Annotated in this window: 22 protein-coding genes; 13 read left to right on the top strand and 9 right to left on the bottom strand. The window is 64.4% G+C overall.

Going from position 1 to position 24754, the window contains the following annotated elements:
- The first annotated feature begins 101 nt into the window (after positions 1–101).
- From IPF49_17575 to IPF49_17540, 8 genes are all read left to right on the top strand, one after another.
- Positions 102–683 (top strand): GNAT family N-acetyltransferase, encoded by a 582-nt coding sequence (locus IPF49_17575; GenBank protein MBK6289408.1) that lies wholly within the window; start codon positions 102–104, stop codon positions 681–683.
- A 4-nt stretch (positions 684–687) separates the two neighbouring features.
- Complete coding sequence (locus tag IPF49_17570) at positions 688–1230, top strand: YaeQ family protein (protein MBK6289407.1); 543 nt, start codon at positions 688–690, stop codon at positions 1228–1230.
- Positions 1231–1371: 141 nt separating this feature from the next.
- Positions 1372–2571 (top strand): acyl-CoA dehydrogenase family protein, encoded by a 1200-nt coding sequence (locus IPF49_17565; protein ID MBK6289406.1) that lies wholly within the window; start codon positions 1372–1374, stop codon positions 2569–2571.
- 30 nt (positions 2572–2601) lie between these two features.
- Positions 2602–3717: an acyl-CoA dehydrogenase family protein gene (locus IPF49_17560; protein MBK6289405.1), complete on the top strand. Its 1116-nt coding sequence runs from the start codon at positions 2602–2604 to the stop codon at positions 3715–3717.
- A gap of 99 nt (positions 3718–3816) precedes the next feature.
- Positions 3817–4446, top strand: a complete 630-nt coding sequence (locus IPF49_17555) for a lysoplasmalogenase (GenBank protein ID MBK6289404.1) — start codon at positions 3817–3819, stop codon at positions 4444–4446.
- Positions 4443–5252 (top strand): histidinol-phosphatase, encoded by an 810-nt coding sequence (hisN, locus tag IPF49_17550; protein MBK6289403.1) that lies wholly within the window; start codon positions 4443–4445, stop codon positions 5250–5252. The genes IPF49_17555 and hisN overlap by 4 nt, the downstream gene beginning before the upstream one ends.
- A 97-nt stretch (positions 5253–5349) precedes the next feature.
- The gene (locus IPF49_17545; protein MBK6289402.1) at positions 5350–6774 is read left to right on the top strand and encodes an MATE family efflux transporter; all 1425 of its coding nucleotides are present in this window, start codon (positions 5350–5352) and stop codon (positions 6772–6774) included.
- Complete coding sequence (locus IPF49_17540; GenBank protein MBK6289401.1) at positions 6771–7478, top strand: metallophosphoesterase; 708 nt, start codon at positions 6771–6773, stop codon at positions 7476–7478. Before IPF49_17545 ends, IPF49_17540 begins: the two co-directional genes overlap by 4 nt.
- Here the strand turns inward: IPF49_17540 and IPF49_17535 are convergent.
- The 6 genes from IPF49_17535 to IPF49_17510 all read right to left on the bottom strand — a co-directional run bounded on the left by IPF49_17535 (position 7420) and on the right by IPF49_17510 (position 17140).
- Complete coding sequence (locus IPF49_17535) at positions 7420–8736, bottom strand: hypothetical protein (protein ID MBK6289400.1); 1317 nt, start codon at positions 8734–8736, stop codon at positions 7420–7422. The two genes, IPF49_17540 and IPF49_17535, sit on opposite strands and share 59 nt — an antisense overlap.
- 121 nt (positions 8737–8857) lie before the next feature.
- Positions 8858–10333 (bottom strand): oligosaccharide flippase family protein, encoded by a 1476-nt coding sequence (locus IPF49_17530; GenBank protein MBK6289399.1) that lies wholly within the window; start codon positions 10331–10333, stop codon positions 8858–8860.
- Positions 10334–10448: 115 nt separating this feature from the next.
- On the bottom strand, positions 10449–13661 hold the full coding sequence (locus IPF49_17525) for an efflux RND transporter permease subunit (protein ID MBK6289398.1): 3213 nt from the start codon (positions 13659–13661) through the stop codon (positions 10449–10451).
- Between the two features lie 28 nt (positions 13662–13689).
- A complete protein-coding gene (locus tag IPF49_17520) occupies positions 13690–14850 on the bottom strand; it encodes an efflux RND transporter periplasmic adaptor subunit (protein MBK6289397.1) in 1161 nt (386 codons plus the stop codon).
- 172 nt (positions 14851–15022) lie between these two features.
- Positions 15023–15928, bottom strand: a complete 906-nt coding sequence (locus IPF49_17515) for an SDR family NAD(P)-dependent oxidoreductase (protein ID MBK6289396.1) — start codon at positions 15926–15928, stop codon at positions 15023–15025.
- 33 nt (positions 15929–15961) lie between these two features.
- On the bottom strand, positions 15962–17140 hold the full coding sequence (locus tag IPF49_17510) for a steroid 3-ketoacyl-CoA thiolase (GenBank protein MBK6289395.1): 1179 nt from the start codon (positions 17138–17140) through the stop codon (positions 15962–15964).
- 273 nt (positions 17141–17413) lie between these two features.
- On the opposite strand from IPF49_17510, the gene IPF49_17505 reads away from it, so the two are divergent.
- The gene (locus tag IPF49_17505) at positions 17414–17878 is read left to right on the top strand and encodes a MaoC family dehydratase (GenBank protein MBK6289394.1); all 465 of its coding nucleotides are present in this window, start codon (positions 17414–17416) and stop codon (positions 17876–17878) included.
- Positions 17879–17908: 30 nt separating this feature from the next.
- On the opposite strand, the gene IPF49_17500 is transcribed toward IPF49_17505, so the two are convergent.
- Positions 17909–18763: an SDR family oxidoreductase gene (locus IPF49_17500; protein ID MBK6289393.1), complete on the bottom strand. Its 855-nt coding sequence runs from the start codon at positions 18761–18763 to the stop codon at positions 17909–17911.
- 246 nt (positions 18764–19009) lie between these two features.
- Between IPF49_17500 and IPF49_17495 the strand changes: the two genes are divergently transcribed.
- Together IPF49_17495 and IPF49_17490 are read left to right on the top strand one after the other, a co-directional pair.
- Complete coding sequence (locus IPF49_17495) at positions 19010–19453, top strand: Hsp20/alpha crystallin family protein (GenBank protein MBK6289392.1); 444 nt, start codon at positions 19010–19012, stop codon at positions 19451–19453.
- A gap of 88 nt (positions 19454–19541) precedes the next feature.
- Positions 19542–19865 (top strand): Hsp20/alpha crystallin family protein, encoded by a 324-nt coding sequence (locus IPF49_17490; GenBank protein MBK6289391.1) that lies wholly within the window; start codon positions 19542–19544, stop codon positions 19863–19865.
- Between the two features lie 74 nt (positions 19866–19939).
- Here IPF49_17490 and IPF49_17485 read toward each other — a convergent pair whose 3' ends face one another.
- Both IPF49_17485 and IPF49_17480 read right to left on the bottom strand, forming a co-directional pair.
- A complete protein-coding gene (locus IPF49_17485) occupies positions 19940–21046 on the bottom strand; it encodes an SDR family NAD(P)-dependent oxidoreductase (protein ID MBK6289390.1) in 1107 nt (368 codons plus the stop codon).
- Between the two features lie 11 nt (positions 21047–21057).
- Entirely contained in the window at positions 21058–22374 is a 1317-nt protein-coding gene (locus tag IPF49_17480) for an AarF/ABC1/UbiB kinase family protein (protein MBK6289389.1), read from the bottom strand.
- Between the two features lie 161 nt (positions 22375–22535).
- On the opposite strand from IPF49_17480, the gene IPF49_17475 reads away from it, so the two are divergent.
- A complete protein-coding gene (locus tag IPF49_17475) occupies positions 22536–24338 on the top strand; it encodes an ABC transporter ATP-binding protein/permease (GenBank protein MBK6289388.1) in 1803 nt (600 codons plus the stop codon).
- 72 nt (positions 24339–24410) lie between these two features.
- Entirely contained in the window at positions 24411–24740 is a 330-nt protein-coding gene (locus IPF49_17470; GenBank protein MBK6289387.1) for a hypothetical protein, read from the top strand.
- The last annotated feature ends 14 nt before the right edge of the window (positions 24741–24754 follow it).

Here is a 24754-nt window from a genome sequence, read left to right as displayed (position 1 = left end):
GGACGGCGACATCGCATCTGGACCGGCACAAAGGCTACCACGGGGATGCCTGCTGACGGCATACTTCCGCTTTTACCCACACCATGCAGGAAAGATCGGCCATGAGCGCTCGTGTGACACGCTTGCCTGCGGGGGTGAGCCTGGAGGTTCCCAGTCTTTCGCGGGCCCGCGAGTTTCTCGCCGCCGTCGAGCGCAGCCGTACCCTGCACGGGCGCTGGGTTGCGGCTCCCGACACCCGCGCCGCGCTGCGTACCTATATCGAACGCACCCACGACGGCAGCTACCACGGTCATTTCGTGATCAATGCCGAGCAGCAGCTGGCGGGAGTGATCAATATCGGCGAGATCGTCCGCGGCGCGCTGCAGAGCGGCTATCTCGGGTACTACGCCTTCGCTCCCCACGCCGGCCAGGGCCTGATGCGCAAGGCGCTGCCGCAAGTGGTCAGCCGCGCCTTTCGCGACTACGGACTGCACCGCCTGGAGGCCAATATCCAGCCCGACAACGAGATTTCGCGCCGCCTGGTCACTGCCCTGGGGTTCCGGCTCGAGGGCTATTCACCGCGTTACCTGAAGATTCGCGGGCGCTGGCGCGATCACGAGCGCTGGGCGATCACGACCGAGAGCTGGCGGGCACGCTCGCGCGCCGATGTCACCGGACTGCCACGCACGATCCGGGCTGCGTGAAGCGATGGCACTCAAGGCAACCGTCTACCGCGTGGAGCTCGATATCTCGGATATCGATCGCGGGGTCTACGCCACGCATGCGCTGACGCTCGCCCGCCATCCTTCGGAAACCGAGGAGCGGCTGATGGCGCGGCTACTCGCCTTTGCGCTCTACAGCGACCCAGCACTCGAGTTCTGCCGCGGCATCTCCACCGAGGACGAACCCGACCTCTGGCTGAAAGACGACACCGGGGCGATCCTGCGCTGGATCGAGGTCGGACTGCCCGATGAACGGCGCCTGCGGCGCGCCGCGGGTCGCGCGGACAGCGTAGTGGTGCTGGGCTACGGCGGTCGCGCGGTGGATGTGTGGTGGGCAAAGAATGCCGGGCTGCTGGAGCGCCTGCCGCGATTCACGATGCTGGCGCTGCCGTTCGAGGCCGGCAGGGAACTGGCGCTGCTCGCCAACCGCTCGATGCACCTGCAATGCACGATTCAGGAACGGCAGCTCTACTTCAGTGACTCCGCGCGCTCGGTACTGGTCGAACCCCAGGTGCTGCGCGAAAACTGATCCCGCGCAAACCGCCCCCGCTTCATCCGGGGGCACGTTGCCGGATTCCCGGTGGAGCCGGGCCCGGGCCACGGCGCCGCTTGATATGGGCAGCGCCACGCGGGAAGATGCCGCGACCGATCGATTGCAGGGGATTGCACCATGGACAACCGGTTCAGCGCCGCCGAGCTGGCCTTTCGCGACGAGGTGCGTGCATTCCTCGCCGCCGACTACCCCGAGGATCTGCGCAACAAGGTCAGGGACGAACTGCAGCTGGAGCGCGAGGACCTGGTGCGCTGGCAGAAGCTGCTGCACGCACGCGGCTGGGCCGGCATCAACTGGCCGCCCGAGCACGGCGGCACCGGCTGGACCCCGGCCCAGAAATACATCTTCGCCAGCGAATGCGCGTTCGCGCACACGCCGCGCATCGTGCCGTTCGGGCTCGCGATGGTGGCACCGGTCATCTACACCTTTGGCAACGCGGAGCAGAAAGCGCGCTTCCTGCCCGATATCCTCGCGAGCAACGTGTGGTGGTGCCAGGGTTACTCGGAGCCCAATGCCGGTTCCGATCTGGCCTCGCTGCGCACCGGCGCCACGCGTGACGGCGATCACTACGTGGTCAACGGCACCAAGACCTGGACCACGATGGGGCAATGGGCCGACTGGATCTTCTGCCTGGTGCGCACCGGCGGCGCCGGGCTGAAGCCGCAGGCGGGCATCAGTTTCCTGCTGATCGACATGAAAACCCCGGGCATCACGGTGTCGCCGATCTACCTGCTGGACGGCACGCCGGAAGTCAACGAGGTGCATTTCGACAATGTGCGGGTGCCGCTCGAAAACCTGGTCGGAGAAGAGAACAAGGGCTGGACCTATGCCAAGTACCTGCTGACCCATGAACGCACCGGGATCGCGCAGGTGGCCAAATCGCGGGTGCGGCTGCTGAAGCTCGAGGAGATCGCGCGCGCCACCCGGCAGGGCGGCGCCGCGCTGATCGATGACCCGCTGTTCGCGCGCCGCCTGGCGGAAATCGAAATCGACCTGCTGGCACTGGAGTACACCGAACTGCGTGCGCTGGCCAGCGTCAGCACCGGCAAGGCGCCGGGCCCCGAATCCTCGATCCTGAAAATCAAGGGAACCGAGATCGCCCAGGCCATCGACGAGTTGCATGTCGAGACCGCAGGTTACTACGCCCTGCCCTTCGTGCCGCGGCAGTTCGTGGCCGGCTATGACGGCGCGCACATCGGCCCCGCCGGCGCCGCCAACGCCGCGCCGGTGTATTTCAACAACCGCAAGGCCTCGATCTACGGCGGCTCGAACGAGATCCAGCGCAACATCATCGCCAAAGCGGTACTGGGCCTGTAGTGCCGGCCCGCCAGAACAGGTAGCAGCCTCATGGATTTCAGTTACAGCGACGAGCAACAACTCCTGCAGGACAGCGTTGCGCGCTTCGTCCGCGAGCAATACTCCTTCGATACGCGGCGCCGCATCCTGGAGGAAAGCAGCGGGTTTTCCGCCGCCAACTGGCGCATGTTCGCGGAACTCGGCTGGCTGGCGGTAGCAATCCCCGAGGCCGATGGCGGGCTCGGGGGTTCGGTGATCGACTGCGCATTGCTGTTCGAGCAATTCGGCAAGGGCCTGGTGGTGGAGCCGTACCTCGCCAGCGTGGTGCTCGGTGGCGCAATCGTGGTCGAACTCGGCAACAATGCGCAGCGCGCAGCGCTGTTGCCGGCGCTGGTGGCCGGCGAGCTGCAGCTGGCGCTCGGTTTTGCCGAACCCGACAGCCGCTACCAGCTCGATGCGGTACAGACCCGGGTCAGACGCGCTGGCGCAGGCTGGATACTGGATGGCAACAAGTGCGTGGTGCTCAACGCCGCGAATGCCGATGTGCTGCTGCTGAGCGCGCGCGACGAGCAGGACCGGCTCGGAATCTACCAGGTGGATCCCTCCGCGCAGGGCGTGACGCTGCAATCCTACCCGACGATCGATGGCGCTCGCGCCGCCGACATCGGCTTGCGTGGCGTGCAGCTGGCGGCGGATGCCCGGCTCGAGGCCGCCGACGATGCACTGGAGGCATTGCAGAGCGTCATCGACCGCGCCACGCTGTGCGTGTGCGCCGATGCGCTCGGCGCGATGGATGCGCTGTTGTGGAAAACCGTGGAGTACACCAAAACACGCAAGCAGTTCGGAGTACCGATCGCGAGCTTCCAGGCCTTGCAGCACCGCATGGCGGAGATGTTCATCGAACTCGAACAATCGCGCTCGATCCTGATGATGGCGCTGATGAGCAGCGACTCCGGCACGGACGCGCGCCGTGCGGTGTCCGCCGCAAAGAGCCGCATCGGGCGCGCCGCGCGGCTGCTCGGCCAGGAAGCGATCCAGCTGCACGGCGGCATCGGCGTGACCGACGAACTCGACGTGGGACACTATTTCAAGCGGCTGACCGCAATCGAAGCCCTGTTCGGCAACAGCGACTGGCATCTGCGCCGCTTCGCCGCGCTGTCCAATTGAGCAAGCAACAGGAATCACCACCATGAACCCCGCCAATCGCCGCCGGTTTCGCCATGACAGCCTGCTGCTGGCCGCGGCGCTCGCGCCGTGAGGAACCGGGTGACGATTGCCTATCTGGTGCTGGCCGCGCTCTATCTCGCGTTGTTCGACTACAACGCGAGCTGGCTCGGGGCGTGGGTCAAGATCCTGCCGATCGTGCTGCTCGCCGCAGGCAGCTTGCGGCTTGGCAGCGCCCGCTGGCGCGGCGGGATGACCGGCGCGCTGCTGTTCTCGGCGCTCGGCGACTGGCTGCTGGCGGTCAACGGCATTACCGGCAATCTGTTCGCGGCCGGGCTCGGCAGCTTCCTGGTGGCGCAGTTGCTGTACGCGCAGCTGTTCTGGCGTGAGCGCAGTCGCGAGCGCCGGCGTCTGTGGTATGCGGCGGCGTACCTGCCGGTGGCGCTGGGGCTCGCCTGGATCACGCTGCCAGCGGCCGACGAACTGGCACCGGCCGTCGCTGCCTACATGGTCGCGATCACCGCGATGGTGACCGGCGCCGCCGTCGCGGATCGACCCCTGCTGCTGTTCGCCGGCGCGCTGATGTTTGCCTGTTCCGATTCGCTGATCGCGCTCAACAAGTTTGTCGAGCCGATTCCCCGGGCAGGACTGCTGATCATGCTCAGCTACTACCTCGCACAGTTGCTGATATGGCGCGGCGCGCATCCGCGCGGCGCGGAGCAAGCCACATGAACGACACCGAGATTTCCGCCGCTCTGGAGTTCGCCACCGGCATCGTCGAACAGGCCGGGCAGATCGCGCTCGGCTATTTCCGCCGCCCGCTCGCTATCGAGAACAAACTCGGCGACGGACTCTTCGATCCGGTCACGGTGGCCGATCGCGAAATCGAGCACTTCCTGGGCAGCCGCATCCGCGAGCGCTTTCCCGATCACGGCATCGTCGGGGAGGAGCACGGCATCCTCGAGGGTCGCTCGCGCTACAGCTGGATCATCGATCCGATAGACGGCACCCGCGCGTTCATCAGCGGTGTTCCGGCCTGGGGCATCCTGCTCGGGCTGCGCGAGAACGAACGCTGTATCGCCGGCGTGGTGCACCAGCCCTATCTCGAGGAAACCTTCTGCGGCAGCGCCGGGCAGGGCTGGCTGCTGCGCCGCGGCGAGCGGCGAGTGCTCGCCTGCCGTCGCGAGGCGCGACTGGCGGACGCGATACTCTATTGCACCCATCCCGGCATGTTCGGGAACGCAACCGATCTCGCGGCATTCCAGCGCGTGGCGGAGCGCTGCCGGCTGATGCGCTATGGCGGCGATTGTTATTCCTATTGCCTGCTCGCGCTCGGTCATGTGGACCTGGTGATCGAAGGCAGCCTGCAGGCCTACGACATTCAACCGCTGATCCCGATCATCGAAGCTGGCGGCGGCGTGGTGACGGGACGCGATGGCGAAGACGCCTCCAGCGGCGGTTTCGTGATTGCCGCGGCCAATCCAACCCTGCACCACCAGGCACTGCAGGCGCTGCGCGCCGGCCGAACCAGTTCCTAGCCAGGAGTTCGCGCCGATTTGTTCCCTTGCGCCACCGTGGCGCCGCCGTGATCATGACGCGCTGAAACGAGCAGCGGACAGCCCTTAGCCCGAAGCCATGAATATCCCCGCCAACCAGAGCCTGCGCGAGCGCTTCGGCGAGGAGGCCGCTCGCGTGCTGCGTCTGGCCGGACCGCTGGTGGTCGGGCAGTTCGCGATCATGGGCATGGGCGTCACCGATGTGGTCGTATCGGGTCGCGCCGGCACCGATGACCTCGCGGCGGTCACCATCGGCTTCTACCTGTGGGATCTGTCGATGCTGTTCGTGTTCGGCGTGGTACTCGCCAACAGCGCGCTGGTCGGGCACCACTATGGTGGCGGCAAGGGCGAGTGCATCCGTCGCCAGTTCCAGCAATGCCTGTGGCTGTCGCTGCCGCTGGCGCTCGCCTCGGGACTGATGCTCCATGCGGCGATGCGCGGGGTGACGCGCCTCGACATAACTCCCGAGGTGGCGCGTATTGCGGCAGGGTACCTGCTGCCGACGATCCTGACCTCGATGCTGATGCCGTTCATGGTCACGCTCAGGACCACCTGCGAAGGCGTTGGTCTCACGCGCCCGGTGATGTGGCTCACCATGGCTGCATTCCTGATCAATATTCCGCTCGACTTCGGCCTGGTCAGCGGTGCCTTCGGTCTGCCGCGGCTCGGCGGTGCGGGCTGCGGCTGGGCAACCCTGGTGTCCTTCCTCCTCATGATGCTGTGCTGGGTCATTTATTTTTCGTTGTCTCCGACGCTGCGCATCTATCGCCTGTGGAGCGAATTCGGCCCGCCGGTGTGGCGCGATATCCGCGCGATCCTTTCGCTCGGATTGCCGATCGGCCTGTCGCTGTTCGCGGTGGGCGGATTTTTTGCGATCGTGCCCCTGCTGATGGCCGGGCTGGGCGCGGTCGCGGTCGCCGGGCACGCGGTCGCGATCACCGTCGATACCCTGATGCTGACCGTTCCGCTCGGTGTCGGGCAGGCGATGTCGGTACGTGTTGCGCATCAGCTCGGCGGCGGCGATCCGCGCCGCGCCCGCGAGGTGTGCATTATCGGGATGAGCTTGCTGATGGCCATCGCCGTGCTGCAGGCCGCGGTGATGGTGGCATGTCGCGAGCCGATCACGCTGCTGTTCAGCGACGATCCGGCGGTGCGCGAACTCGGCGCCGGTCTGCTGCTTTTTGCCGCCACCTACCGACTGTTCGATTCGGTCCAGGTCGGCGCCGGCATGGCGCTGCGCGGCTACCAGGACACGCGCGTGTCCTCGGCCATCGACATCTCCGCTTACTGGCTGTTCGGTCTGCCGTTATGCTATGGGCTGGGGCTCGGAACGCTGTGGGGCGAACCACTCGGCGTGAGAGGATTCTGGATCGGCATGGTGGTGGCGATCGCACTGGCGGCGATGCTGATTGCCTGGCGCCTGGTACGCATCAGCGCACGCTTGATCCGCCAGCCGGGCCTGGGCACACCGCCTCCCGGGGACATGGAAATTCACCAGAAATGACCCCGTTCCATAGCAACGTGCCACCCAACCGGTTCGGTCGCGACTTCATCATCGGCGATCTGCACGGCATGGTGAGCGCGCTCGAGGCGGCACTCGAGGCAAGACAATTCATCCCCGGTCGCGATCGCCTGTTCAGCGTCGGCGACCTGGTCGATCGCGGTCCCGCGTCGGTGGCCGCGGTCGAACTGATCCGCAATAAATGGTTCCACGCGGTGCGCGGCAACCATGAAGACATGCTGCTGCGCGCGGTCGCCGGCGAGGAACCGCGCATCAGTACGCTGTGGCGCGAGAACGGTGGCGCGTGGGGCATGCGCGGCGAGGACGCCAACGCCGCCGCGCGGGCCGCAGCCGCGCTTTGCGCGACGCTGCCCCATGCCATCACCCTGCACCACAAGAGCGGCCGGCGCTTCGGAATCTGCCACGCCCAGTGTCCGGTCGCCGACTGGAATGATATCGAGCGCGCGCTGAACGACCCGGAACTGCGCCGCGAGACATTGTGGGCGCGCGAGCGTATCCGCCGCGACAATGCTCAGCCGGTGCGCAATATCGACCTGACCATCCACGGCCATACCGTGGTGAAGACCCCGCTGCGCAGCGCCAATGCCCTGTTCATCGAAACCGGCGCGTATCTGCCGGACGGCTATCTCAGCCTGCTGTGCCTGGATGATCTCGCTCGAGACGCAGCACCGATCGCCAGGCGATGATCATCTCGGCGAGAAAGCCCGCGATCATGCCGAGCACCGCGGTGCGCTCATCGAGCACACCGCCACCGAGCAGCAGCGCGCCGCTCCCCGCGATCGCCACCACCCGCACGAAACTCCCGGTCGCCATCGCCGCGGTGCGTTTGCGCGCGATCAGGATGCCGTGGTAGTAGTTGCGCACCATCAGGATCGTCGGCACCACCAGCAGCAGGAAGCACATGTAGCGGGCGCTGGCGTACAGTTGCGGGTTGAGGCCGAGCGCACCCAGGAAAAACGCCTCGCTGAACGGCGGCACCACCAGCACCACCGTCATCGCCAATGTCAGCGAGCCCGCGACCAGCGCCATGAAGCGTCGCTTCTGCGCCAGTTGCCCGAATCCGAACACCGAGAAGAAATGACGGAACTGGTTCACCACCGCCTGGTAGAGCATCAGGAAATCCATGCTGACGCGCATCGCCGCGATGATCGCGACCGCGTCCGGAACCCGTGACACGAAGACGAATATCAGCGGCCTGCTGACGCCGAAGGTCATTCCCGAGATGCACACCGGCCAGAAAAACTGCAGCAGGTCGCGGTAGCCGGGAACTTTCTCCTCCGCCAGAAATATCTTGCCGCGCACACCGCGCCAGATCGCGAGCAGCGCCGCCAGCTTGAACAGGCCCGACAACCATTCCGCGCCGCCGAGTATGTACACCGGGTGCCACTGATGGCGGAAACCGTGGATCGCGGTGCTTACGCCGATCGCAACGCTCAGTACGCCGATGATCGACACCCAGCTGGTGCGCTCGGCAAGAATCAGCAGGCCGTTGTAATAGTGATGGGTGACATGCAGCAGGATCAGGCCACTCAGCAGCCCCAGATAGGCGCACACATCGCGCAGCATCGCGCCGTCGATACGAAACAGGATGCCGACCATGCTGTTGCCGGTAGCGGTCAGGCCGAGCAATGCCACCGGAACAGCGAATGCCGCGCCGATCGAAAAACAGAAACGCCGCACCCGTTGCCGCGCCGCTTGCGAGCGTGCGAACACGGTCACCATGTTGGGCATGAACGCGGTGCCGACATCGAAAAAGAAGAAAACACCGATGGCGTAGGCATAGACCGCGAGCTCGCGCTCGGGATCGGCATGGCGCGCGAGCACGCCGTTGAAGGCCTGCTGGCCTATCAGCATGAAAGTCGCGCTCAGCGCCAGTGGCCAGAAAAAGCGCCAGTAACGACGGTATTCGGTGACGGTCGGCAGCGAAATATCGGAAGCGCCCATGAGGCGGCACGATACCACCACGGCCGCGCCGGCGAGAATCGCTCAGACCCTTCACTATTGGAAATAAGCCGGGCCGGAGAGGCTGATTCGACGCAGCTGATGGCGCGACGCGGAAGCGGAATCAGGAACGTTGCCTGCCGCTGTACCAAGACACGGCAAGCTCGCGTACCCAGGCGTGGATCGCGATGCGGTGTGCCCGATCCACGAGCGGCGTGACCAGCACCGCGGCACTGGCCAGCCCCAGCAGAGCCGCGCGCACCGCCAGTGCGCTGGCGTCCGCGAGCGGCAACAACAGCAACGCAACGCAAACCGTCGCGAAATAAATCACCGCGAGCACGAGCTTTGGCCACGGCACCTTGACCAGGAAAAAGCGCTGCCCCACCGCCAGCGTGTAGACGAAGCGGAATGCGAACGCGACGAATGTCGCCCACGCGACGCCGAGAGGACCGTGCCGCGGGATCCACAACACGAACAGTATCGTGATCAGCAGCGCGGTACCCGCGGTTCCGTAGGCTATGTATTCGGTCCTCGCCGCGCGCAACATGCCGATGCGGAAAAAATCGGCCCAGCACAGCAGCAACGAAGCTCCCACGACCCATGGCACCAGTTCGATGGCCCCCCAGTACGCCGGTTTCGACACCAGGTGCAGAAACGGCGGTGTCAGCACGATCACCCCGACCGCGGCGGGCAACAGCACCAGGTTGGCATACAGGAACACCTTCCCGAAAAACTCCCCGCTTCCCGGTTCGCTCGCATACTCGTATTGCCGCGCCGCCCAGAACATGGCAAATGGTGACCAGAACAGGTTGGAGAAGGTGAGGCCGAACTTGTAGGCGAGAGCATAGACGCCGAGCGCCTCGAAGCTGTCGTACGCTTTCAGGAAAAAGCGATTGCCGAAACTGATGTAGTACATGCCCAGCGAGGAGACCATGATCGGCAGCGAAAAGCGCACGAAGCTCGCGGCGCGATCACGGTCGATCCCGAAGCCGACCGCCGGCAGCAACCAGATAGCGAATCCGAGCGCCAGCAGCACGCTGCTGATCAGCGAGGCCCAGATGATGCCCCAGTAACCGAGTCCGAAACCACCGATCAGCACGATGTTCAGCACCAGTTGCAGGAAAAATTTCGCGGCGCTGCTCGCAACGTAGGCGAGCGAACGGTCCTCGATCCGCAGGCAGGCGAAAAATGTCTCGTTGAAGGCAGAAACGACCAGCGTCAGCGAAAACAGCCGCAGGGCGGTGTCGAATCCCGCCGGCCCGGCAAGCCAGTGCGCCAGCGTAGCGCTGAACACCTGTATCAAGGCTGCCCCGATAATATTGGCAATCAGCAGCAAGCTCAGCGCCGTGGACAGCACCCTGCGCTTGTCCTCTACCGTGCGGGCATCGGCGTGGAACTTGAATATGGCGGCCCCGACCCGCAAGCCCATGAGCAGGGAAGCCAGTTCAATGATCGAACTCAGCAACTCGACCAGCCCGTAGTCCGCCGGCAACAGGTAGTGGGTATACAGCGGCAGCAACAACAGCGAACTCAGGCCGCGCAGCAACTGGCCGGTGCCGTACACCGCGGTGTGGTAGATGATCTTGCGCGGTCGGTTCACGCTCACCCCTGCCGCTCACGATCGGCATCGATGCCGTAACACTGTGCCGCGCCCTGCGCCCCGCCCCGGTGGTTTCGCGCTGCCCTGCCCCGTCCGGCGTGCCATTTCGCAGGTTTCACTCGTTGCGCACCGGCGTCTTGCCCGCCGGCACAAACCACCGTTTGGCCCGTTCTCCGAAGGCATGCAGGTAGCTGTACAGTACCGGCACCACCACCAGCGTCAGCAGCGTCGAGGTGATCACACCACCGATTACCGCGCGTGCCATCGGGGCATTGATCTCGCCGCCGCTGCCGGCGCCGATCGCCATCGGCAGCATTCCAAACAGCATCGCCAGGGTGGTCATCAGGATCGGGCGCAAGCGCACCTGTCCGGCATCGAGCAGCGCCTCGCGCAGCAACTTGCCTGCGCGCAAGCCGTGATTGGTGAAATCGATCAGCAGGATCGCATTTTTGGTCACCAGCCCCATGAGCATGATCATGCCGATCATCGACAGCATGTTGAGCGTGGTACCGGTCACCAGCAGCGCGATGAATGCACCGACAAACGACAACGGCAGGGACGCCATGATCGCGACCGGCTGCACGAAGCTCGCGAACTGCGAGGCAAGAATGAAATAGATGAATATCACCGCCAGTCCCATCGCCCCGAGTGCCGCGCTGAAGGTATCGTTCATCATCTGCTGCGAGCCCGCAATATCGAAACGGTAGCCGCGAGGCAACCGGGTCTGTTCGATCAAGCGCTCGACATCGGCACCCACCTCGCCGGCGGAACGGCCTTCGGTCCGCGCCGACAACGTGATGCGGCGTTGCAGGTTGAGGCGCGTGATCTGCGGCGGCGCGGTGGTCTCGACCAGTTCGGCCACCTGGCGCAGGGGCACCAGCAATGGCAGTCCGTCGCTGTCGAGGCGCGCACTGGCGAGATACAGCTCGCCAAGATCCGCGGGCGCACGGCGCGCATCCGCCGGCAGCTGCACGATCACATCGTAGTCCTGGCCGTCCGGTCCGAGCCAGTGACTGATCTGCTCACCCGCGACCAGTACCCGCAACGCGCGGCCGATGCTCTCGACATCGAGCCCGAGATCATTGGCGAGCTCGCGATCGATACGCACCGCCACCGTGGGGCTGGTGCCCTTCTCGCTGCTCTCCAGATCCACGATGCCGGGGATTTTCGCCATCTTTTCCATCAGCTGATCGGCGAGCGCGATGAGCCGGGACTGATCCGGTCCCAGCACCGAAATCTGGATCGCCTGATTGTATCCGACCGAGATTCTGAGCCCGGCGATACGGGCAATGCGCGCACGGATCAGCCGCTCGAGCTCTTGCTGCGATCGCCGCCCGGTCTTCCCGCGATCGCCAAGGCGCAGGTTCAGGCGCGCGGTATTCTTGCCCTTGTAGGTGCCGACCTGGCTCGATACGACTTCGATATCGGGAAACTCCTGCAACGCGACCTCTACCTGGCGGGTCTTGGCGTCGGTGTATTCGAGACTCGAACCCATCGGGACCTCGATGAGCATCGAGATGAAGCCGTCATCATCGCGCGGGAAAAACTCGCTGCCGATCAACGGCACCAGCAGCAGGCTGCCAGCGAATATCGCCAGCGCGCTCCACAACACGATTCCCCGGTTCGATACCGTGCCGAGCGCCTGCCATTCGCGCCTGGAGAGCGCGTGCACGATGCCAAACAGCGGCAGGTATACGCGATGACGTTGCTCGCGCAACGCCCAGCCAAGCACCCGAGCATAGCCGCGGTGCAGCGCCTCGACACCGCTCTCGATGCGATTCATCAACCGTCCCAGCCAGGGAGCCAGGCGAAACCGGTTTTCAGGCGGATCGTGCCACACCGAGGACAGCATCGGATCAAGCGTGAAACTCACGAACAGCGACACCAGCACCGCCACCGTGATGGTGACACCGAACTGGAAAAAATAGAGTCCGATCATGCCTCCCATGAACGCAACCGGGATGAACACCGCGACGATCGCGAAGGTCGTCGCCATCACCGCGAGGCCGATTTCCTCGGTGCCATCACGCGCCGCCTGTTCATGGCTCTTGCCCATGCCAAGATGACGCACGATGTTCTCGCGCACCACGATCGCATCATCGATCAACAGCCCGATGCACAGGCTGAGCGCCATCAGGGTGACCATGTTCAGCGTGAAACCGAACGCATGCAGTGCGATGAATGTCGCGATCACCGATATCGGCAGGGTCAGACCGGTGATCACGGTCGAACGCCAGGAATGCAGGAACAGGAATACGATCAGCACCGTCAGCAGCGCACCCTCGAGAATCGTGGCCTTGACGCCATCGAGCGAGCTGCGGATGAAATCGGCATTCGACTGCACGGTGGCGATACGTACATCGGCCGGCAGACGCGTCTCGAGTTCGCGGATCGCCTCCTCGATGCCGTCTCCGACCGCCACCACGTTGGCGCCCTGAACCTTGAACACGTTGATCCCGAGCGCTGGCTGGCCGTTGATGCGCGCAATCGAATTGCGCTCCGCCTCGCCATCGACGATATCGGCAATCTGGTCGAGATGGATCGGCAGGCCGCCCTGCTGCAGGTAGATCGCACTACCCCGCGTGGTGACGATGATGCGACCAAAATCTTCCGGGTTCCCGATCCGCCCCTCGACCCGCACCAGCTGCTCGCGCTCGCCACGACTGATGTCGCCGGCCGGCAGATCGCGGTTGGCACGCTGGATTGCGCCGACCACCTCGTCGACCCCGATGCCGTAGCTGCGCATTTGCTCGGGCTTGAGCAGGATCTGGATCTGGCGGATCACGCTCCCGTTGACCGCCACGTTGCCCACGCCCGGTACGATCTGCAGGCGTTTGGCAATGACCTGGTCGGTCAGCGTCGAGAGTTCGCGCAACGAGTGGCCGGGCGAATAGACCGCGAGAGTGACCACCGGCTGCTGGTTTTCGTCCTCCTGCGAGCGGCTGATCCGCGGCATCGTCGCATCACGCGGAAAAGACGGTGCGATATCGGCAACCTTGTCGCGTATGGTCTGGGTGGCTTCGGCCATATCGGTATCGATACGGAATTCGAGCCACATATAGGCCGAGCCTTCACGTGCGGTCGCAAAGATACGCTCGACACCGCTGACGGTATTGATGACATTCTCGATCGGGCGTATCAGTTCGTTCTCGATGGCTTCGGGCGAGGCCCCGGGGTAGGCCAGCACGATCGAGACCATCGGCGGCGTGACATCCGGCATCTGCTCGACCGGCAGCCTGATGTAGGAAAACACCCCGAGCAGCAGCAACGCACACATGACCATGGTGGCGAATACCGGCTGGCGGATGCTGGTGCGCGTTATCCACATGGGAACTGGCTCGTCGCCGCCATGCGCATCAGTCCGGCGGCAACGCGGACGTCAGTTGCACCGCCGTGCCGGGTTCGAGCGAGGCCAGATCCACCGCCAGCACCTGCTCGCCTTCGGTCAGCCCGTCGAGCACCTCGACCAGGTTGTCGTTGGCCGCATGCATGCCAATGTGCACCGCCCGGCGCTGCACCACGCCATTTTCGATCACCATGACGTAGTCCAGCCCCGCATCGTTCAGCACCGCGGTGGCCGGGATCGCCAGCGCCGCCTGCGCCTGCTCGATCAGCAACGAGCCTTGCGCAAACATCCCGCCGCGCAGTGCGGCATCGCTGTTGTCGATCGAGAGATAGAGAAGAATCAGTCGCGAACCCTGCTCGGCGTTCGGGTTGATACGCTCGAGCCGTGCCTCGAACACGCGCTCACCGTAGCCATCGACACGGATCCGGGCGATCTGTCCTGGTTTCAGGACCGGTATTTCCGCCGCCGGTGCGGCAGCCTGCAGTTCCATGTGGCGCAGATCCACGAGTTCCAGCAGCAACGCATCACTGCTGATTTGCTCGCCCGGTTCGGCGATGCGCCGTGACACGACCGCGTCGAATGGGGCCCGCACCTCCGCATCCTGGAGTCCGATCTCCGCCAGGCGCAACTGCGCCTCGGCCAGCTTCACGCCGGCCGCGGCTGCGTCGTATACGCTTTTCGAGGTATCGAGAACGTTCTGCGCAATGAACTGCTTCTCGAGCAGGCGCTGACTGTTCTCGTAATTGAGAGAGGCGATGGAGAGGTCGGCACGCGCCTTGTCGAGTGCGGCCCGCTGACTGGCCACGAGCGCCTGCTGGCTGCGCGTGTCTATGCGTACCAGCACCTCGCCGGCGCGCACCGACTGGCCCTCGCGGACACTCACCTCGAGCACCTCGCCAGACACCCTGGATCTGATCTCGGACTGGACCAGCGGTTTCAGCGTTCCGGACAGCGGCAGCTTGCGCACCAGGGTGCGACGTTTGACGGTTGCGATATCGCTGGCGGCGAGTTCCATCGGTGCCTGCGCAACCGAACGGTCCGCGGCGGCGAGCGAGGCGCCGTTACCCGGGTGTTGACTCAAGAACCACAGCGACCCGCACAGCAGCACGACTGCCGCCAGCGCCGCGATTCGTACCCTGCGTGAAGATGCAGGCCGGTAGCCTGACGCCATGTACCCGTGTTCCCGTTTGATCAGCAGCATGCGCGGAATGCAGCACTTCAGCCGCACACCATGATGCCCGAGAGCGGCGGGACGTTGTATGTATCAGTTGGGCAATATCACGCGTAATCCGCGCAGCAAGCACCTTGCGACGCGAACTTTCCGCTCACCCGCTTCCCGCTGGTCACTGCCCGGGAATAACCGCGAATCCATCGAGTATCGGGCGCAACTGCTCGAAGTGCGGTGACAGTTGCCGATCGAGCGTATCCATCGTCCACTGCTCCTCGCTCTCGAACACCGCACCGAGTTTCGGACCCTCGACCATCGTGACCTGCCTGCCCCACACCACGAACACGTAGCCGCTGATGCGTTGCGCGCGCGGAGAGGCGAGATAGCCGACGAAGGGGGCGACATTGACCGGATCGAATTCGTCGAAGCCCTCTTGCGGCTTGGCGAACAGCTGCGCGGTGCCGCCGCCCATGGTCATGTCGGTGCGCGCCCGCGGCATGATCACGTTGGCGGTCACGCCATACTTGATCAGCGCCTGCGCCGCACCCATGGTCAGCGCAACGATCCCGGCCTTGGCCGACGCGTAGTTCGGCTGGCCCACCGAGCCGTACAGAAAGGCTTCCGAAGAGGTGCTGATCAGACGACCGTACAACTGCCCGCCGCTGCTCTTGGCCTTCTCCCGCCAGTACGCCGCCGCGTGACGCGTGTTGACGAAGTGCCCCTTCAGATGCACCCGCACCACCGAGTCGAACTCCTCCTCGCTCATGCTGAAGATCATCTTGTCGCGGCAGAAACCGGCGTTGTTCACCAGGATGTTGACATCGCCCCAGGTATCCAGCGCCGTCTTGAACAGTGCCTCGGAATCGTTCCAGTCGGCACAATCGCCATAGACCGTGATCGCCTCGCCACCAAAGGCCACGATTTCCTCGCGCACGCTTTCCGCCGCCTCGCGTGCCGCCGGCAGGCCGATCTCGTTGATCACCACGCGCGCGCCCTGGCGCGCCAGTTCGAGGGCCTCGACACGCCCCAGGCCACGTCCCGCGCCGGTAATGATTGCTACCTTGCCCGCCAGTTCACTCATCCTGATTTCTCCGTATCGACCGTGTTGTCGCGCTCAGTTCAGGCGCTCGATGATGGTGCCGGTGCCGATTGATGCGCCGCAGCACATCGTGACCAGCGCAATGCTCTTGCCGGTGCGCTCGAGTTCGTGCAGCGCACTGGTGATCAGGCGCGCACCGGTGGAGCCGACCGGGTGTCCGAGTGCAATCGCGCCGCCGTTGGGGTTGACCCGCGCCATATCGGGTTTGTATACGCTGGCCCACGACAGCACCACGCCGGCAAAAGCCTCGTTGATTTCGATCACATCGATATCGCCCATGTTCATGCCGGTCTTTTTGAACAGCGCGGCGGTGGCATCTACCGGGCCGTCGAGCAGGAAATAGGGGTCGGTACCGACCACCACGTCGGCGATGATGCGTGCGCGCGGCTTCAGTCCGCGGCGCTCGGCCTCCTCGCGGCTCATCCACAGCACCGCTGCGGCGCCGTCGGATACCTGCGAGGAATTTCCCGGCGTGTGGATTCCGCCTTCCTTCACGCTCTTCAGGCCCGCCAGTCCGTCCATCGTGGTCGGACGCACCCCCTGGTCCATGCGTACCGGGCGCGTCGCGCCGGTCGGCTTGCCATCTTCACCGAATATCGGCGCATCGACCGTGATCACTTCACGATCGAAATGTCCTGCGGCCCAGGCAGCCGCCGCGCGACGCTGGGACTCGAATGCAAACGCATCCACATCGGCACGGGTGATGCCGCGCTTGGTGGCAATGCGCTCGACCGCCTGGAACTGGTCCGGGCTGCTGTCCCAAGGCCAGCTCTTCGGCTGGAAATACCCAGGTCCGTTGATCACATTGGCGCCGAGCCCGACATGGCTCATGACCTCGACCCCACAGGCGACGCCGATATCGATCGAGCCCGCCTTGATCAGCGCGGAAATCAGGTGATTGGCCTGCTGCGCGGAACCGCACTGGGTATCGATCGTGGTGCCGCCCGGTGCGTAGCTCACGCCCATCGACAACCAGGCATTGCGACACAGGTTGCCGGCCTGCTCTCCGGCCTGGGTCACGCAACCACCGATCAGCTGTTCGACGTCTTCGGGTGCCACACCGGCGCGATCGATCACCGCGCGCTGGGCGAGTGCCAGCAGTTCGGCAGGGTGAAATCCGAACAGGTCTCCTATCACGGGCTTGCCGCGGCCAATCGGTGTACGCAATGCCTCGACGATGACGGCTTCTCGCATGATGACTCCTTGAGGTTCGGGGTTTTCGGGGTGCGGGCACGACGTGGTGTGCGCAAAAACAACAACGCTGCGAGCCCGGGGGCCGCGCGCCGGAGCGCAGACTTTAGCCGATGGCACCACCAATGCAATAGCAATTCACGTCGCCGCCGATTGACATCTGCACTCAGTGCCGGCGCGACGGATTGCCAAACGCTAAAGACAAGTCCGGATTACGGCTGCTACCATTGGCCATCACGCCACTGACGGCTTCACCACAGCGACCGGGAGCACATGATGAAGCAATACCGCTTCGACGATGTCGAGGGAATGCAGGAACTGCTATCCGATCAGTTCGGAGCATGGAGCAACGAGCTCGAGATCACCCAGGACCTGATCAATCGTTTTGCCGATCTCTCGGGTGACGATTACTGGATCCACACCGACCCGGAACGTTGCAAGACGCAGAGCCCTTTCGGTACCACCATCGCGCACGGCTTCCTGACCCTGGTGCTGATCAGCAGGATGCGCGGCACGCCGACCTACGAGATCATCGGCTACAACAATATCCTCAACTACGGCTCGGACAAGCTGCGCTTCACGGGCGCGGTCCCGGTTGGCAGCCGCATCCATTCGCGCTCCCGCGTGAAGGCCGTGGAACGCCTGCCCAAAGGCACTCGCATGACGCTGGAAACCCAGGTCCACGTGGTGGGCCAGGAGCGTCCGGCGCTGGTTTACGAGATAGTGATCATCTACATGTAGGGAGCGCACCCCGCCCTGACATGAGGGAGTTCAATCCCTGGAGCGGCGCCGGGGTTGCCACTCGGGCACCAGGTTGTGTTTGAGGCAATGGCGCTGGGCAAACACGGTCTGGCCATTCAGTTCACGCGCCGCGGGTTCGGTGGCCAGCCACGCGACCACCGTCGCGGGCACCTCGGGCGGAGCGCCACCATATAGCGCCGCAAATTCTTTCATGTCGGCGCGAGCGCCCATGGTCTCGGTGATCACGAAACCCGGCTCCATATTGAAAAAGCTCAGCGTCGAGTCTGCGTATTCCACGCGCAATACACCACTCAACCTGATGAATGCGGCTTTCGAGGCCGAATAGGCAAAACCCCAGCCACCTTTGCCGATCGGCCCGGGAGGGTCGATCATGCCGGACTCGGACACCACGTTGACGATGCACCCCGAGCCGCGCTCCAGCATGTGCGGCAGACAGCGTTGAATCAGGTGCAGTTGCGAAAACACATTGCCCTGGAACAGGTTCTGTATGTCCTGCTGCCCGATCTCCATCACCGGGCACATGATGCCGGGACCCTGGTAGATGCCGTTGTTCACCAGCAGATCGATATGCCCCCAGCGCGCAAGCGTCTCGTTGACCGCGGCGTCGATGGATTCCAGATCGAGCAGATCGAGCCGGATCGGCAACGCCCGGCGCCCGAGCGCTTCGATCGCATCAGCCGTGGTGCGCAGGCTTCCGGGCACGGACTTCAGCTCGGATTTGCTTGATCCGTGCTCGTGTGTTTCGCCCTCCTCCAGGGTGCGCGCCGTGACCACCACATCGTAGCCCTTGCGAGCCAGCGCCAATGCGGTGGCCTTGCCGATGCCGCGGCTGGCACCGGTAATGAATGCAACCTTGGAATCCATACGAACATGCTCCTGTATTCAACCATCGATTTCGATCAGTCCCGGGACAGCGCCGGACATCGCGCAGACGCACACCACGCGGGCTCGAGCTTCCGCGATGCGCAGCTTAGCGCATCAGCGTGACCAAGAGGCAAGCGCACCCTTGAAACTCGCGCACAGCGGCACCATTTATCCTACTGTCGGGCGACGGCAGCCAGCGCTGGCCAGGGCCCGAATCACACCCATCTATTGCGTCGGAGGTGTCTTATGTTTTCCTACCTTGGCAACAACCGGGAGCGCGGACCGTTCGGGGAATTCGACAGTCTGCAGCGGGAAATGGAGCAATTGTTCGGCGGCTGGTCCGGTGACGGTATCCGCAGCGGTCGCGCCGGGGCCTATCCACCGCTCAACGTTGGCGTAACCGCGGAAGAAGTGAACGTATACGTGTTCGCCCCTGGCCTCACGGCTGCGGACTTCACGCTTACACTGCAGAAAAACCTGTTGACGGTAGCGGGCGCGCGCAAGATCGACACGCCCGAGGACAGCACCTGGTATCTGCGCGAGCGCTTCGAGGGCGATTTCCGTCGCGTCGTGACACTGCCGGAAGACGTGGATCCGGACCAGGTCATGGCCAGCTACCGCGACGGCGTGCTGCATCTCGCGATCAAGCGGCGCGCCGCAGTTCGTCCGCGTCAGATCAGTGTCAATTGAACAGGAGGACCGCATCGTGAAAACCGAATCTTCAGACAACGCATTGCGCACCTCTGGCGGCGCCACCAGGACGGGCAATGAGCGGACCATGCGTCCGCGCGTCGAGGTGCTCGAGAATGCCGATGGCATCACCCTGCTTGCCGATCTTCCCGGCGTGAACAACGAACGGCTCAACCTGCAGGTCGACAAGGACAATCTGCTGATCGAAGGTCGCGCGGAAATCACGAAACCGGAAGGCATGCAGGCGGTGCACGCCGAGGTGCGCGGCAAGTACTACCGGCGCGCGTTCTCACTCAGTGGCGAGCTCGACACGGACCACATCCGCGCCGCGCTGAAGGATGGCGTGCTGAGCGTGCATATCCCGAAACGCGCCGAGGTTCGTCCCCGTCGCATCGAGGTGCGCATCGACTGAGAGGCACATCCTGACCCGTGGTTGCGTGACTGAAAGCCGATCCGCAGCAACATGATGTTGCTGCAGCCAGGTCTTCAGTCACGCGCTCGCGGGCCGCGCGCCCGCGCCGGCTTGTGCCGCTGGGCGCGAATATATTCGGCGTATTCGAGATGTTTGAGGTGACCGTTGTCGGCCAGCCAAACAATCGAATCGCCAAGCGTCTCGCGGATATCACGGTAGCGGAAGCCGAGATCCTGCTGCACCCGGGTATCGTCGGAGGGTGTCCATTCGGTGGCATACCAGGTTGCCTCGTAGCTGATCGGCAGATCGAACGGCACGAAGAGGTTGACCAGGTCGCCAAACCGACCGATACCCTGCAGGGCGTATTTGGATACGCGCACCTTGCGCCGCAACTTCGTGCCTATCACCGATTCGAGAATATCCGCCATCTCCGCCCAGCGGAAAAACTGTCCGCCCATCGTGTAGCGCCGCGGCGGACCGCCACGCTCGATCAGGCGCAGGTGTGCCAGCGCAAGATCACGCACATCGATGATCTGGATACCCGAGGAGGTGATCACGAACAGATCCTCGACGGTGGTGCGCAAACCGACCATTGCCTCGCTGAGCCCGGGATCGTCCGGACCCATGATGCTGCCCGGATAAGTCGTATAGACATTGGCGCCGCGGGCCTGCAATCCACGCACATACAGATCGCTCTCGATCTTGGAGCGTCCGTAGCCGACAGCCTGGGTGCCGAGTGGTGAATTCTCGTCGACGGTCTCCACCCCCGGGTTGAACAGTGCGGTACTGCTCGAGACCTGCACGATACGGCTGATGCCTCGATCGACCGCACCGCCGATCACCAGCTCGGTGCCGCGACGATTGGTGTGAATCGTGGCAATCGCATCCTTGGCATGCACATTGACCATGGCGGCGGCGTGCACCACCGCGTCACAACCCTCGAGCGCACGCGCCACCGATTTCTCCTCCGCGATATCGCCCTGGACGTGCGCCAGCGTATCGAGACCGAACGGCCCCAGCACGCGCCGCATCTTGTCGGGACTGCGCACCAGCAGGCGCACCTCGTGACCGGCCTCGTGCAAGACCTTCGCGGTATGAAAACCCACGAAGCCGGTAGCGCCCGTGACCAGTACCCTCAGATTGCCGGAGCGCGTACGGCGGTTACGTTTTGCCTGTGCCATGAACTTCCCCTTCAGATGCGTTGCTCGATGATACGTCGCAGATCGACCTTCGCCCGCAGTCGCGCGGCAAGCAGGTAGATACCGCCCAGCTTGCGATGCAGGAATACCGCATCGGCCGGCGGATTGTGCCAGTACCCTTTCTCGAAACTCAACACCGTGCCAGCCTCGCGCAGGCGCAGCGGGAGATCCGATGCCGCGAAATCATAACTGCCGCGGAATCCCAGCGGCTCGGTTGCCAGCACGAACAGATCGAGCAGTTCCTCGCGATGGCGCGCCTTGATGGTTTCGGGAAAATAACCGATCGCGCCGGCGCCGGCGAGGATGAGGGCGCGATCGCCATCGAGCACCCCGCGAAAGAGCTTGCGGTAGCCGTCGATGATGCGCCTGGGATAGCGCCGGGTTGCCCCGAAATCGAACAACACGATCTTCCCGGTGGCTTCCTGGTAGTGGTAATTGGCGAAATTGGGATCGGTCTGCACCAGCCTGAAATCGAACATCTCGCGGAACAGCAGGCGGAAGAGCAGCTCCGCGATCCGGTCACGCACCGCCTGCGTCGCGACGTCCATGCTTTCGAGCGGCTTGCCGGGCAGGTAGCTCATCGCCAGCACTTCGCGCCGGCTCAGATCCATGTGCACCACGGGCACCGCGAAGTCAGCGTCATCGGCCAGCAGCTCGGCAAATTTCGCGAGATGCGCAGCCTCTTTCAGATAATCGGCCTCGGCCCGCAGCTGCCGCTTGGCCTCGTCGAGCAACGGTCGCATATCGAGCGATTCGGGCAACAGACGCGAGATCCGCAACAAGGCCGCGACATTGTTGACATCGCTGTCGATCGAGCGTGCCACGCCGGGATACTGCACCTTGAGCGCCAGCTGCCTGCCGTCGAGGGTGGTCGCACGATGCACCTGCCCGATGGATGCCGCGGCCAGCGGTCGCCAGGAAAAATCCGCGAACAGCTTCTCCCAGTTCTTGCCCCAGGCTTTGTGCAGCACGCCCTCGAGCTGGCTCCGCGGCATGGCCTGGGCATCGGCGCGCAGGCGCGAGAGGATCTGGCTGAGTTCGGCCGGCAACAGATCGCCGGCGTCCATCGAGAGCAGCTGGCCGAGCTTCATCGCGGCACCACGCAGGCTCGCGAGCTGCTCCGCAACGCGCCGCGCATTGGCGGGCGTCAGCAACAGCTCGCTGGCACGCGGCAGATTGCCGCGCGCGATCTGGCGCCCGCCTTCGGCCAGCATGCCGCCCGCAATGCCGGTCGCCAGGCGCGCCATGCGTCCGAGACGCGACAGCCTGCCACCGGGTACAGCCGTTTCCTTGCGGCGCTGATCACTCATCTACCGATCCTTGTCTTCGTGACGACCCGTACATTGTGCGCGCTGCCCGTCATCACCACCACGTCAGCCCGACTCCTTTGTCATTGTGCGGGAATTCCCGGCAACGCGGGAAGCCGCATGCACCGTGTAGAATGCCCGGTCCCGACAGGAAAGTCCGCGCCATGCGTCATCGCCACCATGCTTCGACATCTTCCGGTGGATTCCACTGGCGTGCGGTGCGCCTGATCTGGCCCTACCTGCTCGAGTACCGCGCGCGCATCGCGCTTGCACTCGGCTTTCTGGTGCTCGCCAAGGCGGGAAGCATCAGCGCACCCTTCCTGCTCAAGTACACCGTCGATGCACTGGACACCAGCACGGGCACCTCCGGCGCGTTGCTCGCCACGCTCGGCCTGGTGGCGGCCTATGGCCTGGCGCGTTTTCTGAACGTGATGTTCGGCGAGATACGCGATGCGCTATTCGGACGCGTCACCGAGCGCGCCATGCGGCGGGTGGGGCTGCTGGTGTTCGAGCACCTGCACGCACTCGACCTGGAATTTCACCTCGAACGACGCACCGGAGGGCTGGCACGCGACATCGAACGCGGGACCAATGGCATCAGCTTCCTGATGCGCTTCTTCGTGTTCAACATCGCGCCCACCCTGTTCGAGATCGCGGTGGTGGCCGCACTGCTGGCGTGGAATTACGGTGCCTGGTTCGCCGGCATCACCGTGCTCTCGGTGCTCGCCTATATCGCATTCTCGGTCGTGACCACGGAGTGGCGCACCGCATTCGTGCGCGCGGCCAACCAGGCCGATTCGGCCAGCAATACGCGCGCGGTCGACAGCCTGATCAATTACGAAACCGTGAAGTACTTCGGCAACGAGCGCTACGAGGCGGCGCGCTACGACGCCGACCTCGCCCTGTGGGAGGAAGCGCGGCGCAAGAACCGGCTGTCACTGCTGGCGCTCAACGCCGGGCAGGCGCTGATCGTCGCACTTGCCATGACCGCCAGCATGGCGCTCGCGGCCCGTGACGTGGCTGGCGCGCGCATGAGCGTCGGGGACTTCGTGCTGATCAACGCCTTCATGATGCAATTGTTCATGCCCCTCAACTTTCTCGGCATGGTCTATCGCGAGATCAAGGGCTCCCTCGCCTCGATCGAGGAGATGTTTGCCCTGCTGGACGTGACGCCGCGGGTAGCGGATGCGCCGAACGCAAGCGCCCTGCGCGTGACGGGCGGAGAAATCGAATTCCGGGCGGTCGATTTCCGCTATCACGATGATCGCGAAATCCTGCACGACGTGAATTTCCGTGTCGCACCGGGGGAGCGGCTGGCGGTGGTGGGCGCCAGCGGTGCCGGCAAATCGACCCTGGTGAAACTGCTGTTCCGTTTCCATGATGTCAGCGGCGGCAGGATCTGCATCGACGGGCAGGACATCCGCGGCGTGACCCAGCAGTCGCTGCGCGCCGCGATCGGCATCGTGCCGCAGGACACGGTGCTGTTCAACGACACGCTGCTCGAGAACATCCGCTACGGACGCCCCGATGCGCCGGTCCGGGAAGTGCTGGAGGCGCTGCGCCTGGCACACCTCGAGGACTTCGTGCAGCAGTTGCCCGACGGACTCGAGACCCGGGTCGGAGAGCGCGGCCTCAAGCTCTCCGGCGGCGAGCGCCAACGCGTGGCCATTGCCCGCACCATTCTCAAGCACCCGCCGATCCTGCTGTTCGACGAGGCGACCTCCTCGCTCGACAGCAAGGCCGAGAGCATCATCCTCGATGCCCTGCGCGATGTCGCGCGCGGCCATACCAGCATCACCATCGCGCACCGACTCTCGACGATTGTCGATGCCGATCGCATCGTGGTGCTGGACGCAGGACGCGTTGTCGAACAGGGCCGTCATGGCGAACTGCTGGCGGCAAACGGCGCCTACGCGGCACTGTGGAACAGCCAGCGCAACGCCCCGGTACCTGCACCGACGGCCTGAGTGCCGTCCGCTCCGATTGGCGGACAAGGTGCCTGCACGGGTATGCTAGGTGGTCGATCAGCGGATCCCGATGTGAAACTTCCAGCCAGCAAGACCGAAATGCGCGAACAACTCGAGAAGCAGGTACGCGAGTACCTGGGTCGCGGCGGTGCGGTGCAGGCCGTGGCACGCGGTGCGAGCGGGCGCGACGACTCGTCCGGTGCTCCGGGCTTTCGCTCCTTTACCCAGCGCCCCCGCGAAGAGCGCACCTATGTACCGGAGGTGGTCGCGGCAATCGAAGCACGACGCCGCAAGCCGCGCGAAACCAGGCCTGCCCGAAGCGGCAAGCCGCGCCTGGTGCGCAAGGCGGTATATGACGACTTTGGGGAGCCGATACGCTGGGAATGGGTCGACAAGAGCTGAGCAGCCCCGAAAAA

The organism is Gammaproteobacteria bacterium (assembly GCA_016705365.1).
Classification (GTDB): domain Bacteria; phylum Pseudomonadota; class Gammaproteobacteria; order Pseudomonadales; family UBA5518; genus UBA5518.
The sequence above is the reverse complement of the archived record's forward strand: the minus strand, read 5'-3'. Positions and strand labels throughout refer to the sequence as shown.

What these genes read in the sequence shown, in the direction of transcription:
- IPF49_17575 (MBK6289408.1), top strand. Translation starts at nt 102, where the DNA reads ATGAGCGCTCGTGTGACACGCTTGCCTGCGGGGGTGAGCCTGGAGGTT.
- IPF49_17570 (MBK6289407.1), top strand. Translation starts at nt 688, where the DNA reads ATGGCACTCAAGGCAACCGTCTACCGCGTGGAGCTCGATATCTCGGAT.
- IPF49_17565 (MBK6289406.1), top strand. Translation starts at nt 1,372, where the DNA reads ATGGACAACCGGTTCAGCGCCGCCGAGCTGGCCTTTCGCGACGAGGTG.
- IPF49_17560 (MBK6289405.1), top strand. Translation starts at nt 2,602, where the DNA reads ATGGATTTCAGTTACAGCGACGAGCAACAACTCCTGCAGGACAGCGTT.
- hisN (MBK6289403.1), top strand. Translation starts at nt 4,443, where the DNA reads ATGAACGACACCGAGATTTCCGCCGCTCTGGAGTTCGCCACCGGCATC.
- IPF49_17545 (MBK6289402.1), top strand. Translation starts at nt 5,350, where the DNA reads ATGAATATCCCCGCCAACCAGAGCCTGCGCGAGCGCTTCGGCGAGGAG.
- IPF49_17540 (MBK6289401.1), top strand. Translation starts at nt 6,771, where the DNA reads ATGACCCCGTTCCATAGCAACGTGCCACCCAACCGGTTCGGTCGCGAC.
- IPF49_17535 (MBK6289400.1), bottom strand. Translation starts at nt 8,736, where the DNA reads ATGGGCGCTTCCGATATTTCGCTGCCGACCGTCACCGAATACCGTCGT.
- IPF49_17525 (MBK6289398.1), bottom strand. Translation starts at nt 13,661, where the DNA reads ATGTGGATAACGCGCACCAGCATCCGCCAGCCGGTATTCGCCACCATG.
- IPF49_17520 (MBK6289397.1), bottom strand. Translation starts at nt 14,850, where the DNA reads ATGGCGTCAGGCTACCGGCCTGCATCTTCACGCAGGGTACGAATCGCG.
- IPF49_17515 (MBK6289396.1), bottom strand. Translation starts at nt 15,928, where the DNA reads ATGAGTGAACTGGCGGGCAAGGTAGCAATCATTACCGGCGCGGGACGT.
- IPF49_17510 (MBK6289395.1), bottom strand. Translation starts at nt 17,140, where the DNA reads ATGCGAGAAGCCGTCATCGTCGAGGCATTGCGTACACCGATTGGCCGC.
- IPF49_17505 (MBK6289394.1), top strand. Translation starts at nt 17,414, where the DNA reads ATGAAGCAATACCGCTTCGACGATGTCGAGGGAATGCAGGAACTGCTA.
- IPF49_17500 (MBK6289393.1), bottom strand. Translation starts at nt 18,763, where the DNA reads ATGGATTCCAAGGTTGCATTCATTACCGGTGCCAGCCGCGGCATCGGC.
- IPF49_17495 (MBK6289392.1), top strand. Translation starts at nt 19,010, where the DNA reads ATGTTTTCCTACCTTGGCAACAACCGGGAGCGCGGACCGTTCGGGGAA.
- IPF49_17490 (MBK6289391.1), top strand. Translation starts at nt 19,542, where the DNA reads ATGCGTCCGCGCGTCGAGGTGCTCGAGAATGCCGATGGCATCACCCTG.
- IPF49_17485 (MBK6289390.1), bottom strand. Translation starts at nt 21,046, where the DNA reads ATGGCACAGGCAAAACGTAACCGCCGTACGCGCTCCGGCAATCTGAGG.
- IPF49_17480 (MBK6289389.1), bottom strand. Translation starts at nt 22,374, where the DNA reads ATGAGTGATCAGCGCCGCAAGGAAACGGCTGTACCCGGTGGCAGGCTG.
- IPF49_17475 (MBK6289388.1), top strand. Translation starts at nt 22,536, where the DNA reads ATGCGTCATCGCCACCATGCTTCGACATCTTCCGGTGGATTCCACTGG.